Origin of the sequence: Amycolatopsis xylanica (assembly GCF_900107045.1) — a bacterium.
GTDB lineage: Bacteria > Actinomycetota > Actinomycetes > Mycobacteriales > Pseudonocardiaceae > Amycolatopsis > Amycolatopsis xylanica.
Genome location: NZ_FNON01000007.1, coordinates 67,660 through 80,481, shown reverse-complemented (window position 1 = coordinate 80,481; position 12,822 = coordinate 67,660). Strand labels below are relative to the sequence as shown.

13 protein-coding genes are annotated in these 12,822 nt (G+C 69.1%); 7 read left to right on the top strand and 6 right to left on the bottom strand.

All coding sequences use genetic code 11. From position 1 onward, the window contains the following. The first annotated feature begins 42 nt into the window (after positions 1-42). From BLV57_RS29855 to BLV57_RS29845, 3 genes are read left to right on the top strand one after another with little or no spacing between them, the layout of a single operon-like run. A complete protein-coding gene (locus BLV57_RS29855; protein WP_245757571.1) occupies positions 43-846 on the top strand; it encodes a PaaX family transcriptional regulator in 804 nt (267 codons plus the stop codon). Then, entirely contained in the window at positions 843-1,631 is a 789-nt protein-coding gene (locus BLV57_RS29850) for a tryptophan 2,3-dioxygenase (RefSeq protein ID WP_091294412.1), read from the top strand. The genes BLV57_RS29855 and BLV57_RS29850 overlap by 4 nt, the downstream gene beginning before the upstream one ends. After that, positions 1,628-2,860 (top strand): PLP-dependent aminotransferase family protein, encoded by a 1,233-nt coding sequence (locus tag BLV57_RS29845; RefSeq protein WP_091294411.1) that lies wholly within the window; start codon positions 1,628-1,630, stop codon positions 2,858-2,860. The genes BLV57_RS29850 and BLV57_RS29845 overlap by 4 nt, the downstream gene beginning before the upstream one ends. Positions 2,861-2,869: 9 nt before the next feature. Here the strand turns inward: BLV57_RS29845 and BLV57_RS29840 are convergent, their stop codons facing one another. Next, positions 2,870-3,277, bottom strand: coding sequence for a DUF4259 domain-containing protein (locus tag BLV57_RS29840; protein WP_091294409.1), 408 nt, complete (start codon positions 3,275-3,277; stop codon positions 2,870-2,872). A gap of 73 nt (positions 3,278-3,350) precedes the next feature. Further along, complete coding sequence (locus tag BLV57_RS29835; protein ID WP_091294408.1) at positions 3,351-4,088, bottom strand: alpha/beta fold hydrolase; 738 nt, start codon at positions 4,086-4,088, stop codon at positions 3,351-3,353. A gap of 195 nt (positions 4,089-4,283) precedes the next feature. Here BLV57_RS29835 and BLV57_RS29830 point away from each other — a divergent pair, with 195 nt between their 5' ends. Together BLV57_RS29830 and BLV57_RS29825 are read left to right on the top strand one after the other, a co-directional pair. After that, a complete protein-coding gene (locus BLV57_RS29830) occupies positions 4,284-5,351 on the top strand; it encodes a Glu/Leu/Phe/Val dehydrogenase dimerization domain-containing protein (protein WP_091294405.1) in 1,068 nt (355 codons plus the stop codon). After that, positions 5,348-6,148: a serine hydrolase gene (locus BLV57_RS29825; protein WP_091294404.1), complete on the top strand. Its 801-nt coding sequence runs from the start codon at positions 5,348-5,350 to the stop codon at positions 6,146-6,148. The genes BLV57_RS29830 and BLV57_RS29825 overlap by 4 nt, the downstream gene beginning before the upstream one ends. Here the strand turns inward: BLV57_RS29825 and BLV57_RS29820 are convergent. Continuing rightward, positions 6,133-7,080, bottom strand: coding sequence for a LysR substrate-binding domain-containing protein (locus tag BLV57_RS29820; RefSeq protein WP_091294402.1), 948 nt, complete (start codon positions 7,078-7,080; stop codon positions 6,133-6,135). The genes BLV57_RS29825 and BLV57_RS29820 overlap by 16 nt on opposite strands. Before the next feature lie 84 nt (positions 7,081-7,164). Between BLV57_RS29820 and BLV57_RS29815 the strand changes: the two genes are divergently transcribed. After that, the gene (locus BLV57_RS29815) at positions 7,165-8,097 is read left to right on the top strand and encodes an MBL fold metallo-hydrolase (RefSeq protein ID WP_091294401.1); all 933 of its coding nucleotides are present in this window, start codon (positions 7,165-7,167) and stop codon (positions 8,095-8,097) included. Here the strand turns inward: BLV57_RS29815 and BLV57_RS29810 are convergent. Next, on the bottom strand, positions 8,094-8,279 hold the full coding sequence (locus tag BLV57_RS29810) for a DUF5302 domain-containing protein (RefSeq protein WP_091294399.1): 186 nt from the start codon (positions 8,277-8,279) through the stop codon (positions 8,094-8,096). The genes BLV57_RS29815 and BLV57_RS29810 overlap by 4 nt on opposite strands. A gap of 146 nt (positions 8,280-8,425) precedes the next feature. Here BLV57_RS29810 and BLV57_RS29805 point away from each other — a divergent pair, with 146 nt between their 5' ends. Continuing rightward, positions 8,426-8,908, top strand: coding sequence for an SgcJ/EcaC family oxidoreductase (locus BLV57_RS29805; protein ID WP_091294398.1), 483 nt, complete (start codon positions 8,426-8,428; stop codon positions 8,906-8,908). Positions 8,909-8,946: 38 nt separating this feature from the next. Here the strand turns inward: BLV57_RS29805 and BLV57_RS29800 are convergent, their stop codons facing one another. Together BLV57_RS29800 and BLV57_RS29795 are read right to left on the bottom strand one after the other, a co-directional pair. Further along, the gene (locus tag BLV57_RS29800; RefSeq protein ID WP_091294396.1) at positions 8,947-11,391 is read right to left on the bottom strand and encodes a TIM-barrel domain-containing protein; all 2,445 of its coding nucleotides are present in this window, start codon (positions 11,389-11,391) and stop codon (positions 8,947-8,949) included. An 11-nt stretch (positions 11,392-11,402) separates the two neighbouring features. Next, positions 11,403-12,782, bottom strand: coding sequence for a glycoside hydrolase family 28 protein (locus BLV57_RS29795; RefSeq protein WP_218134898.1), 1,380 nt, complete (start codon positions 12,780-12,782; stop codon positions 11,403-11,405). Positions 12,783-12,822 lie beyond the last annotated feature (40 nt).

The window sequence follows — 12,822 nt, the reverse complement described above, 5'->3', positions numbered from 1 at the left end:
TTAACCTACATCGCAGCGGGGTCATGTGTATAGAGTTGCCGTATGGACGACGGGTTCTCACCGCAAGAGCTGGTGATGACGCTGCTCGGCAGCCACGTCCAGCCACGGGAGACCCGCCGCGTCTGGTCGGGCGGCCTCGTCCTCCTGCTCGCCGAGCTGGGCTTTTCCGACGGCGCGGCCCGGATCGCGCTCGCCCGCCTCGCCCACCGTGACCTGCTCGCCAGGCACAAGGAGGGCAGGCACGTGCACTACTCACTGACTCGCCGCACGCTCGCCGTGCTCGAGGACGGTGACCGCCGCATCTTCTCCCTCGGCCGCGCGGAGCGCCCGTCCGGCGACTGGACGGTGCTCTGGCAGAGCATCCCCGAGACCCGCCGCCGCGCCCGCGAACGGCTCGTCCGCCGCCTGCGCTTCCTCGGCTTCGGGTCACTGCAGGACGGCACCTGGCTCGCCCCGCTCGACCGCGAGGCCGAGGTGCTGGCGCTGCTCGCCGAGCTGGACGTCACCGAGCACGCCGGCCTGATGCTCGGCAGGCCCTCGGCCGCGCTGGACCTGCGCGCCTTCGTCACCCGGGCATGGGACCTCGACGAACTCGACCGCCGCTACCGGAAGTTCGTCGCCGAGTTCGGCTCGGCAGGCGAACCCGCCACCGACCGCGACGCGTTCCGCCTGCGGACCCGGCTCGTGCACACCTTCCGCGAATTCCCCGCGCTCGACCCGGAACTACCCGGCGAACTCGTCCCCGTGCCGGGGAAACGAGCGGCCGCGGTGGCCCTGTTCCATGATCTGTACGCGGCGCTCGCACCCGCGGCGCAGCGCCACTTCGATGAGGTGACCCGAGTATGACCAGCACAGATACCCAGGCGGCGCTGAGCTACACGTCCTACCTGGCGCTCGACGACCTGCTAGCCGCACAGCACCCGCGCTCCGACGAGCACGACGAACTGCTGTTCATCGTGATCCACCAGGTCTACGAGCTGTGGTTCAAGCAGATCCTGCACGAGGTGCTGCACCTGCAGGAGTGCCTGGAGGCGGGCCGGACCCCGCACGCCATCCGCACCCTGCGCCGGGTGCTGACGATCCTCAAGGTGGTCGTCACGCAGATCGACGTGCTGGAGACCATGACCCCCAGCCAGTTCAACAGCTTCCGTGCCAGGCTCGACGCGTCCAGCGGCTTCCAGTCCGCGCAGTTCCGCGAGCTCGAGGCCGTGCTCGGGCGCCGGGACGAGCGCGTGTTCGCGCACTACCCCGAGGGCGGTGAGGCCCGCGCCCGTATCGCCGCCGCGATGTCGCGGCCCTCGTTGTACGACTCCTTCATCACCTACCTTTCGACTCAGGGCTACAAGGTCCCGGACGGCCGGGACGTCACATTGCCCGCCGAGCCCTCGCCCGAGATGCAGGAAGTGCTCCTCGACGTCTACCGCGACGACAAGGGCGCCTCGGTGCTCGCCGAGCACCTCGTCGACTTCGACGAGGGCATGCAGGAATGGCGCTACCGGCACGTCAAGATGGTCGAACGCACCATCGGCGACAAGACCGGCACCGGCGGTTCCTCGGGCGCCGCGTACCTGCGCTCGACCTTGTTCAAGCCGATGTTCGCCGACCTCTGGGCCGTCCGGAGCCACCTGTGACCACTGAGCCCACTAGCAACCAGCCCACGACCACCCTCGATTCGCTCCGCGGCGAGCCCAACGCGCTCGCCGCGCACTACACGCGGTTCCGGGTCGCCGATCGCCTCCTCCTTTCCGGTCACTCCCATCAGGCGTGGCCCGACGTCGCCGCCGAGGGCCTCACCGAAGCCTTCGCGGACGCCGCCGAGGGCGTGGACGGCAAGTGGGACGCCGCTTTCGCCAAAGCCGACGAGGTCCGCGCCGGCTTCCGCGAGGTGCTCGGCGACCCGCGCGCCCAGATCGCGCTCGGCGCCAGCACCCATGACCTGGTGGTCCGCCTGCTGTCCTCTTGGGATCTTCGCCGCCGCCCCCGCCTGGTGACGACGGACGGTGAGTTCCACACCCTCCGCCGCCAGCTGGCCAGGCTGGCCGAAGAGGGGGTCGAACTCGTCCGCGTGCCCGCGGCCCCGGTGGCGACCCTCGCCGAGCGGCTCGCCGCCGAGGTCGCGAAGGATCACGAGCGCACCTGCGCCGTGCTCGTCTCGGCCGTGTTGTTCGAGACTTCACGCCTCGTGCCCGGGCTCAGTTTCCTGGCCGAAGCCTGTCGCAACCGGTCCGTCGAGCTCGTCGTCGACGCCTACCACGCGCTCGGCGTGGTGCCGTTCTCCTTGCACGATCTGGGACTCACCAACGCGTGGGTGCTCGGTGGTGGGTACAAATACCTCCAGCTGGGTGAGGGCAACTGTTTCCTCAGGCTCCCCGCGCACGCGCAGGAACTACGGCCGGTCGTGACCGGGTGGTACGCCGAATTCGGGGCGCTCGCGGACGAGCGACGGCCCGGGCTCGTCGCCTACGCCGAGGGCGCCGACCGCTTCGCCGGTGCCACCTACGACCCGACCAGCCACTACCGCGGGGCCAGGGTCTTCCGCTTCTTCGCCGAGCAGGGGCTCACGCCGGAACTCCTGCGCGAGGTCTCCCAGCACCAGGTCGGGCTGCTGGCCGCCGCGTTCGACCGGCTCGACCTGCCGGAGCACGTGGCCACCCGCGACCGCGACACCCCGCTCGGCGCCATCGGCGGCTTTCTTTCCTTGCGCTGCAAGGATGCCTCCGGCCTGCAGGCGGCATTGGCGGAGCGCGGCGTGCGCACCGACAGCCGTGGTGAGTACCTGCGTTTCGGGCCGGCGCCGTATCTTCGCGACGCGCAGCTCGAAGCCGCGATGGCCGTGCTCGGCGAAGTGGCGGCCCGCTAAGGAAAAACCCTAAGGAAAACCCTCCAGCGGACGCCGGAGCTCGGCGATCCTTTCCCGCCATTGCCTGGCGTCCGCTGTGTCCGCCCACAGATCGGCGAGTTCGGAATCCTCGGCGATGACACGATCCAGCGCTTTCATCGCCAGCGCGCGCAGTTCGAGCGGGATCGGCGGGATCCTCAGTTCCGGTCCGTAGGCCGCGCTCACCGGCCTTCCGCCGGGCAGCTGCGCGACCACCACCGCGGCCGCGGCGACCGCCGAGGCGGCGGGATCCGTTTCCAGATAACCGGTTTCGCCCGCCACCTGGCTCAGCGTGCGCTGGATGGCGGTGACCCTGGACTCGGCATCGAGATCGTCGAGATGGTTGCTGAAATCGGCGGCGCTGTCGTTTTCGAACGGCCCGGTTCCCCAGGTGCCCATGTTCGTCCTCCTCGTTCGGGTTCTTCCGACACAGAGAACGCTAGACCCGGGGTACGACAGTTTTCGTCCGTCGTCAGGAAAAATGGCGCTTGAGCAGGGCGAGCACCGCGGCCGGGGCTTCGACGTGCGCGTTGTGGCCGAGGTTGGGCAGCACCGCGAAGTCGACACCGAAGTCACGCAGGTGCGTTTCCGGCGACATCAGGTCGTTTTGCCCCGCCGCCAAGAGAACCCGGGCCTTGCTCACCGAGATGAGGCCGTGCATGTCCGGCGCCCCGACGGCGAACGCGAGCGGGTCCAGCGCGGTGCGCCAGCCGTCCTCTCCGGACACCAGCCCGGCAGAGACGAGCGGGGATTCCTTGTCCCACAAGCCAAAGAGCCCGGCGACCTTGAGCCAGCGCTCGGCGGCCTCCTCGCGGGTGGCGAACACACGAGCCGGTTTCGCCGCCACCGCGGCGGCTTTCGCGAGATCGTCCGGCGTCCACTCCACCTTGATGCCGAGCCCGCACACCGCCCGCACCGGCACGCCGAACCAGCCGCTCGCCAGCGTCAGCCCGAGCACACCGCCCAGTGAATGCCCGAGCACGATCACTTCCGAGTCCGGCAGTTCCGCCGCGATCGCCGCGCCGAGCCCGCCGAAGGTGTAGCGCGACAGCGGCTCGGACCGGCCGTGACCAGGCAGGTCTGGAACGATCCAGCTGCCCTGCCACGACTCGCGCAGGTGCGTTTCGAAGCCGTTCCAGACCTCGCCGGTGGCGCCGAGGCCGTGGAGGAGCAGGAGCGTGGGACCGTCACCGGTGGTCTCGGTTCGCATGTGCACGAGCTGATCCTGGCAGGACTTGGAGCACTGGGCGAGGTCCGTTTGGCGTGTCGCGCACGGGCCATCTAGGTTGCTCATCGGAGCAGCCGGTCAGCGGAACGACCTTCCCGGTACCGGTGGATCCAGCAACCGGAAACCAAGCGCGTGCGCCACAAGCCACGCGCCGGTGTAGACAAAGGAGTCACCACCGTGACCGAAGGTGTGTTCGACCACGCCCACGAGCAGGTTGTTTTCTGCCACGACAGAGCTTCCGGGCTCAAGGCGATCATCGGCCTCTACTCCACCGCGCTGGGCCCAGGGCTCGGCGGCACCCGCTTCTACCCGTACGCCTCCGAGGCCGACGCGCTCGCCGACGTGCTCGCGCTGTCGAAGGGCATGGCCTACAAGAACGCGCTCGCCGGGCTCGACTTCGGCGGCGGCAAGGCCGTCATCATCGGTGATCCCGCCAAGATCAAGTCCGAGGCACTGCTGCGCGCGTTCGGCCGCTTCGTGCAGTCGCTCGGCGGTCGCTACATCACCGCCTGCGACGTCGGCACCTACGTCCAGGACATGGACATCGTCGCGCGCGAGTCGCGGTTCGTGACCGGCCGCTCGCCGGAGGACGGCGGCGCCGGCGACTCGTCCGTGCTCACCGCGTTCGGCGTCTACCAGGGCATGCGGGCCTCGGCCGAGCAGCTGTGGGGCACGCCCGAGCTGGGCGGACGCCGGGTCGGCGTCGCCGGGGTCGGCAAGGTCGGGCACATCCTCGTCGGGCACCTGGTCGAGGCAGGCGCCCGCGTGGTCATCACCGACGTCTCGCCGAAGGCCATCGAGCGCACGCTCGCCGAGTACCCGGGAGTCGAGGTCGTCGCCGACGCCGACGCGCTGATCCGCGAGGACATCGACGTGTTCGCGCCGTGCGCGCTCGGCGGCGCGCTGACCGACGAGACGGTCGCGGTGCTCCAGGCCAAGATCGTCTGCGGCGCGGCGAACAACCAGCTCGCGCACCCCGGCGTCGGCAAGCTCCTCGACGACCGCGGCATCCTGTTCGCGCCGGACTACCTGGTCAACTCCGGTGGCGTGATCCAGGTCAGCGACGAGCTGCACGGTTTCGACTTCGCCCGCGCGAAGCGCAAGACCGCCGAGATCTTCGACACCACGAAGGCCGTGTACGCGCTGGCCTTGGCCGACGGCGTGCCGCCCGCGACGGCCGCCGACCGGCTCGCGGAGCGGCGGATGTCCGAGGTCGGCAGGCTGCGGTCCATCCTTACCGTGTGATCGAATTCTTCGACAAGGCGGGCGTGCGGGGTTTCCTGCACGCCCGCCACCTCGGTTCCGCCGCCGAAGTCTCGCTCGACGCCGACGAGCCGGTCGTGCTCGCGTCCGTGGTCAAAGTGCCGCTGGTGCTGGAGTTCGCGCGCCAGGTCGCGGCCGGGCAGCTCGACCCCGCCGACCGGGTGCGTGCCCGCGCGGCCGACCGGCTCGGCGGCACCGGGATGGCGGGGTGCGCCGACGACGTCGAGATGAGCCTGCGCGACGCGGCGCTGGCCGCGCTGTCCGTCAGCGACAACACCGCGGCCGACCTGCTCTTCGACCGGGTCGGCGTCGGCAACGTCCGCTCGCTCATGACCGAGCTGGGGCTCACCTCGACCCGGATCATCGGCGCGCCGAAGGACGTTCTGCGCACCATCATCGAGGACGATGGGCGCGACGTCCGCGCGCTGGATCCCTTACGCACCACGGCGAGCACGCCACGCGAGATGACCAGGCTGCTCGAGCTGATCTGGCGTGACGAGGCCGGTCCGCCGGAAGCTTGCCGCCAGGTCAGGGACCTGCTCGGCTTCCAGATCAACTGGTACCGCGTCGCCGCCGCGTTCGACGACGAGGTCGCGTACGCGGGCAAGACGGGCACGCTTCCGCAGATCCGCAACGAGATCGGCGTCGCGACCTACCCGGATGGCGAGCAGTACGCGATCGCGGTGTTCACGACCGGCCGGTACACGGGACGGCGGCCGGACATCGACCAGGCGATCGGCGCCGCGGCGCGCTCCGCCGTCGATCAGCTACGTGCGTAGAACGCATCCCAAGGCCTGACACCGGATTCGGGCTCCGGCAGAACGTGGGAGACGCCGTCGCCCTCCAATACGCGAATGGCTATCGAAGCCAGCCGCGAGGCCTGTGGGTGCGCGCTCGAAGCGGGCCAGGCGAACGACATCCGCATGCTCAGCGAACCCTCCGCGAGTGGTCGCCAGACGACCCCGGGTTCCTTGCGTGCCACCGGTTCGAAGGCGATACCCTGCCCGGCGAGCACCAGGCCGAGCACGAACTCCGGGTTGCGCGCGTGGTGGATCCGCGACGGCCGGAAGCCGTGTTCCCAGCAGGTCCGCAGCAGGCTGTCGTAAAGACCCGGCGACGTGGCACGCGGGAAGATCACCAGGCCCTGCCCGGCGAGGTCGACGAGGTCGAGTTCGGCGCGCCTGGCGAGCGGGGAGTCGCGGGGGAGCACGACGCCGAGCGGGGTGTCGACGGCCGCGCCCAGCTCCAGACCGACGACGTCGATCGGATGCTGCAGGAGACCGGCGTCGAGCTGGCGGTCGCCGAGCAGGCGGACCTGCTCGGCGCTGCTGAGTTCCTGCAGGTCCAGGCGGACGCCGGGACACTGCTCGCCGAACGCGGTGAGAATCGCGGCCAGCGTCCGGCCGGGCAGTTCCGGCGGGACCCCGGCGCGCAGCGCGTCCGTCTCACCGCGATGGGCCTTGGCGACGAGCGTGGTCGCGCGGTCCCAGCGGGCGAGCAGATCGCGGGCTTCGGCGAGCAGGATCTGGCCTGCCTCGGTCAGTTCGACGTGCCTGCCGCGGTCGAACAGCCGCGCGTCCAGGTCGGCTTCGAGCCGCCGGATGCGCTGGCTCAGCGGCGGCTGGGCGATGCCGAGCCGGTCCGCGGCCCGGCCGAAATGCAGTTCTTCGGCGACCACGAGGAAGTAGCGCAGCGATCGCAGGGTGTCCACGCTGGGACGATAGCCGATCGGATATCGATATGCCGACTCGGTGATCTTGGACAGCGCCGTTGGCGTTGTGGTTCCTTCGCCGTCATGAACGAGAAAATCAGCAGGCGGGGACTCTTCGGCGTGAGCGCGGGCGCGGCGGCGGTGCTCGCCGGTGCGCAGGCCGCGACGGCCGCCCCGCGCAACACCGGGTTCTCCTTGCGCTGGTGGGGAAACAACAGCTGGGAGATCCGGCTGGGGGAGAAGCGCGTGCTCATCGACCCGTGGCTCACCCGCTTCAAGACCGGCACGTACAGCCCGCAGGGCGCTGACCCGGAAACCCCACTCGAGGTGAACAAGAAGCTGATCGACCGCTACGTCGACAGTGGCGAGCTGCGTGCCGATCACATCCTCGTCACGCACGGGCACTACGACCACCTGACCGATGTGCCTTATCTCGCCAAGAAAACCGGCGCGACGGTGTTGGGCACAGAGACCCACTTAAGCCTTATGAAGGCGCTCGGAGCGCCGGAAGACCAGCTCGCCGTCGCGAGTGGCGGCGAATACCTGGCGTTCGAGGGCTACACCATCCGGGTGCTGCGCTCATTACATTCGGCGGTCGGGCCGCGCGCGCAGGTGCCGTTCCCCGGTTCGCGGACGCTGTCGTGCCGCGACGTGCCGAGGCGGATCAAGGACCTGGTGGAGGGCGGCACGCTGTCCTACCAGGTCAGCGGCGGTGGGCTCAGCGTGCTGAACTTCGGCGGCTCGAACTACGTCGAGTCGGAGCTCGCGGGACTGCGGCCGGACGTGCTGCTCATGCCCGCCGGCGGCGCGAAGGTGGTCGGCTACGCGTCACGCCTGCTCACGACGCTGGGCAACCCGGCGTACGTGCTGCCGACGCATTGGGACGATTTCGACTACCCGCTCGACGAGCCCGGCAGGGACTACGGCGGCCTGACCCCGTTGCGGGAGGCCGTCGCCCAGGCGAGCCCGTCGAGCAGGTTCGTGGTCGTGGACCACTTGCAGACCTTTACTCCTTAGCCGCTCTTGCGCCGGAAGGTGCGCTTGTTCGCCGCGGGGCCATGGGCGTGCTGGTTCTTGCCGCCCCCGTTCTCGTGCGACGAGCCGGAGCGGGCCTTCGCGTGCTTGCGTTCGAGCGCTTCCTTGAACCTGCGCTTGACGTCGTCCTCTCCGTCGTTTTCCGACGGCGTTGGTTCAGACATGGCTACCTCCGAGGTGACGACGTGGATCAGGTCCAGCCTTCCAGTTGTGGCCATGGTTGGCGAGTCGATTTCGACACGTGTCACGTCAATACGTAGCTGTGCTATATGTAGTTGAGCTACTTATATGGCGAGCAGGGGAGCGCACGATGAGGAAACTGCTGGTGGGGATGGCCGTGCTGGTCGCGGCGACGGGGATCGTGACGGCCTCGGCGGCCGCGGAACCGGCCGGGCACGGCGACCAGGCGGCCTTCGACCGGGTCCGCGACGCCCAGATCACCGCGTGGGCGAAGGGGGACGGGGCGGCGTTCGCCGCGACCTTCACCGCCGACGCGGACCTGATCACCTTCAACGGGGACTACCTGAAGACCCGCGAGGGCATCGCGAAGGGGATGCAGTACTACTTCGACAACTTCATCAAGGGGTCGAAGATCAAGGCGATCACCGAGCACGTCCGCTACCTCGAACCGGACACGGTGATCATCGTCAGGGACACCTGCCTGATCAACGCGGGTGAGGCCGACTGCCGGGACGGCTCGCTGTCGAGGAACGCGAACGTGCTGGTCAAGCAGCGTGGACGCTGGCTGCAGGCGTCGTTCCAGAACACCCGCGTGGTGCCACTGGGGTCGTGAGCGTTGCGGGCGGTTAGAACCGCCCGCAACGCTCACGACTACTGGTACACCGTGACCGTCGAGAAGCCGTGCCGGGGCTTGAGCTTCACAGCCAGGCCGGGGAACTCGCCGGTGGTCATGGTCCAGCCGGTCGGCTTGGCTCGCAGCTGCTCGATGGTCGACTGCTCGGCGGGCCTGCCGTCGATCAGCACCCGTGCTCCCGCCGGGACGGACGGGATCAGCAGTTCCGTCTCGGCGGGCGCGCCGGTGACCGTCATGGTCAGCGTCCGGCCGAACCGCCAGGTGGTGAGCTTGCCGCCGGACGGGCTGTCCGCGCACACCGAGGCGTCCGGCGAGACCAGCCAGCCCGCGCGGTCCTTGCGGTCCTGGTCGTTGAGACCCCAGGCCTGCTCGAACAGCTCAGGGCTCCGGAAGTTGAACGCCACCGCCGAACCGGCACGCAGGTACAGCGGGAAGTCGTCCAAAGTGGAGTCGCGGACGACGTGCCTGCCGCCTTCGACCACCTTGCCCGCGTACAGGTCGATCCAGCGACCTGGCGGCAGGTAGACGTCGACCGGAGTCGGCAGGCCCGCCGCGCCGTCGGCCTCCGCGCGGTCGGCGGTGACCGGCGCGGCGAGGAGGTCAGAGCCGATCATGAACTGCTGGTCGGCTTTCCAAGCCTCCTCGTCGCCGGGGTACTGAAAGCCCATCGGTCGGTTGATAGGCGTGCCTGTCCGCGAAGCGCGTTTCGCCTCTTCGTAAAGGTAGGGGAACAGCTCGTAGTGCAGGATGGTCGACTTGCGGAAGCGGTCGACCGTGGCCGGGTCGTACACCCACGGTGTCGCGTTGCGGCCGGGGCCGCCGACCTCGAAGACCGGCGAGACCGCGGAAAGCTGCGCCCAGCGGGTGAACAGCGTCGGGCTCGGTGAGTCGCTCGCGACCTTGCGGTAGCCGCCGGTGTCGGAGCCCTGCACCGGATGCCCGGCGCCCCACGAGTTGATCGCGCGGCGGGTGGTCAGGCGCAGGCCGTCGAAGCTCATGTCGGCGTCCGCCTGCCAGAACCCACGCAGCACGGTCGACATGCCGGGGTAGCCGGACCGGAAGAGCATCGTGTAGTCGTCACCGTGGACGTTGTGCAGCGCGTTGGCCACCGTCTCGGCGTAGAGCTGGGGATACCTGTTGTGCACCAGCGTCCCCGGCCCGCCCTGGAAGGTGGCCAGCTCCAGGTCGTTCTCGTCGCCGCGGTCACCCTTGACGAAGTCGACGCCCATGCGGAACACGCTCTCCAGCTTGGCCTGGTAGTGCGCGCGGGCGACCGGGTTGGTCAGGTCGATGTCCCAGGTGTTCTTGTCCGACACCACGAACGAGCCCTCGGGATAGTCGTGCGGGCACGGCTTCCCGCCCGCGGTCTTCGCGAGGAACGGCGCGACCCACACTCCCAAGTGGACACCGTGCGCGTGCAGGGTGTCGATCATGCCCTGGGGATCGGGGAACTGACGGCTGTCGAACTTCAGCGCGCCGATGCACGCGGTGCCGACGGGGGTGCCTTCCGGGCCCTGCTCCCACGGGTTGTCGATCCAGATCGTGTCGAGCGGGACGCCCGCCTTCTGCAGCTCGACCATGTCCTCGATGACCTCGTTCTGGCTGAGGATCTTGTCCCGCCACTTGATCGAGGCGAACTGGCGTACCGGCGGCAGCACGGGCAGGCCGACCTTGGCGAAGTACTGCGCGCTCACGTGTTCGGGGCTGCCCGCGTAGATCTCGTACGCGAGTTTGTTGTCCTTGAAGCAAAGCTGAGTCCGGTCGGGGACGCCGAGCGTGACCGGGCAGAGCGGCGGGCTGGTGTCGCACGTCAGGAACGGTTCCGCCGCGCCGGGAAAGGCGATCCGGCCGGTCGCGGTGGTGTCCGGGTAGACGCCGTAGCCTTGCGAACTCAGGAAGAACGGGCTCGCCGCACCGCTCTGGTTGCATTTGCCGAGCGTCGACGCGCCGGTGAACATCGCCTTGTTGAAGACGACTTTGCCTTTGAGGTCAACGAAAAGCGAGGACGCGCCGCCGCCGAGGAAGTGCTCGGTCGTGTTTCCGGTCAACGCCTCGTAGACCTGGGTGACGCCGGTGTCGGGCGTGAGTGTCCAGGCGACACGCAGCCCGCGCGGCGTGCGGGTGACGTCGACCTGCGCGGTGCGGGCGGCTTCGTCCGTGGCGACCTGGTAGCGCGAGCCACCGGGAATCCGTTGCTCCGCAAGGAGATCCGTGACGCGGTGCGTGGAACCGTCGGCCAGCAGGTAGGACAGCCGGTTGCCGGGGCCGGTCGCGGTGCCGGCCGCCTGGCCGATGAGCGGCTGGTGATGCTGGGTGAAACTGAGCTGGAACGGGGCTTTCGCCGCGGACCACGCGAAGCCGCCGTGGGTGGCTTCCGGGGCCGCGGCCGAGGTCGTCGCGGTCAGCCCGCCGGCGGCGAGCAGTGCGACGAGCCCCGCGACCAGTGTTCTGTGCAGGCGCATTCGGAGTCCCTTCAGACGGGCTGGCCGTTGATGGTGCTGTTGCGGAACGTCAGGTCGTCGGTGTTCGTGATCGCGTTCGGGCTCGCGATGTTCGTGAACGTGCTGTTGGTGACGCGGACCTTCCCGATATGCGCGTCCGGCAGCCCGGTGAAGCTCGCGGCGATCTTGCCGCCGTCGATCTTCATGCCGTCGACGGTGATGTTGCGGATGGCCGGGTTGACGCCGGCGGTGCCGCCGCCGTTGTAGAGCATGCTGACGAACAGGACTTCCCGTTCGACGCCGGTGCCGTGGATGTTCCGCAGGTGGATGCCGTCGATGACACCACCGCGGTCGGTGTTCGTCTTGACGTAGAGCGCGTGCTTGATCGGGTAGCGGCCGGGGAAGTCGGGCGCGTTGATCTCGCAGTCGCGGGCGAAGATGTCGTACGCGCCACCGGACATCTCACTGCCGACCGTCACCCCGCCCCAGCGGCCCGAGAACTTGCAGCGCTCGACGACGACATCGCGCGTCGGGATGCCGACGCGGCGCCCGTCGGCGTCACGGCCCGACTTGATCACCACGCAGTCGTCGTTGGTGTCCATCCGGCAGCCGACGATATGCGCGTACCGCGTCGAGTCGAGGTCGACGCCGTCGCCCTGGCTGTTCGTGGTGCGGAAGGTGACGTTCTCGACGGTCACGTTGTGGCAGAACACCGGGTGCAGCGACCACATCGGCGGATTCTTGATCTCGATCCCGCTGATCAGGATGTTGCGTGAGTGGTAGAGCCCGATGAAACTCGGCCGGATCTTGTGGCCTTCGCCGAACACTCGCTGCTCGACGGGCACGCCGTCGTTGCCCATCTTGCGCAGCAACGCGGTGTCGGCGTTGTTGCTGCCGAAACTCGCCCAAGGGCCTTGCGGGCCACGGCCGTCGAGCGTGCCCTGGCCGGTGATCGCGATGTCGCAGGCGCCGTCGGCGTGGATGAACGGGCGGTAGTTGTAGCAGAGCGTGCCTTCGTAGCGGACCTGGACGACCGGGAGGTAGTCGGCGGGCTCGGTGCTGAACGTGACGGTCGCGCCCGCTTCGAGGTGCAGCTCGACGTTGCTGAGCAGTTCGATCGGCCCGGTGAGGAAGGTGCCGGCCGGCACGACCACCCGCCCGCCGCCCGCGCGGTGGCACGCGGTGATCGCTCTTCGGAAGGCTTCGGTGTTCTTGGTGACGCCGCCGTCGACCGCGCCGAACTCGGTGATGCCGAAGGTCCGGTGGGGGAACCGCGGTGGCCGGATCCTGGCCAGCAGCCATGGCACCTTGTGCCAGGGATCGAAGATCGAGGCTTCGGCGGTCTGACCGGCGAACGGAAGCGCCGCGAGCGCGGCGGTCCCGGCGAGGAAAGCCCGGCGTGAGGGATTCACGAGTCGCTCCCAACTGCGGTGGCGGAAGGACAACTCGGAC

Bases quoted from the DNA above. Each gene is read 5' to 3' on its own strand.
- BLV57_RS29855 (WP_245757571.1), top strand. From the start codon at position 43: ATGGACGACGGGTTCTCACCGCAAGAGCTGGTGATGACGCTGCTCGGC.
- BLV57_RS29850 (WP_091294412.1), top strand. From the start codon at position 843: ATGACCAGCACAGATACCCAGGCGGCGCTGAGCTACACGTCCTACCTG.
- BLV57_RS29840 (WP_091294409.1), bottom strand. From the start codon at position 3,277: ATGGGCACCTGGGGAACCGGGCCGTTCGAAAACGACAGCGCCGCCGAT.
- BLV57_RS29835 (WP_091294408.1), bottom strand. From the start codon at position 4,088: ATGCGAACCGAGACCACCGGTGACGGTCCCACGCTCCTGCTCCTCCAC.
- BLV57_RS29815 (WP_091294401.1), top strand. From the start codon at position 7,165: ATGAACGAGAAAATCAGCAGGCGGGGACTCTTCGGCGTGAGCGCGGGC.
- BLV57_RS29810 (WP_091294399.1), bottom strand. From the start codon at position 8,279: ATGTCTGAACCAACGCCGTCGGAAAACGACGGAGAGGACGACGTCAAG.
- BLV57_RS29805 (WP_091294398.1), top strand. From the start codon at position 8,426: ATGAGGAAACTGCTGGTGGGGATGGCCGTGCTGGTCGCGGCGACGGGG.
- BLV57_RS29800 (WP_091294396.1), bottom strand. From the start codon at position 11,391: ATGCGCCTGCACAGAACACTGGTCGCGGGGCTCGTCGCACTGCTCGCC.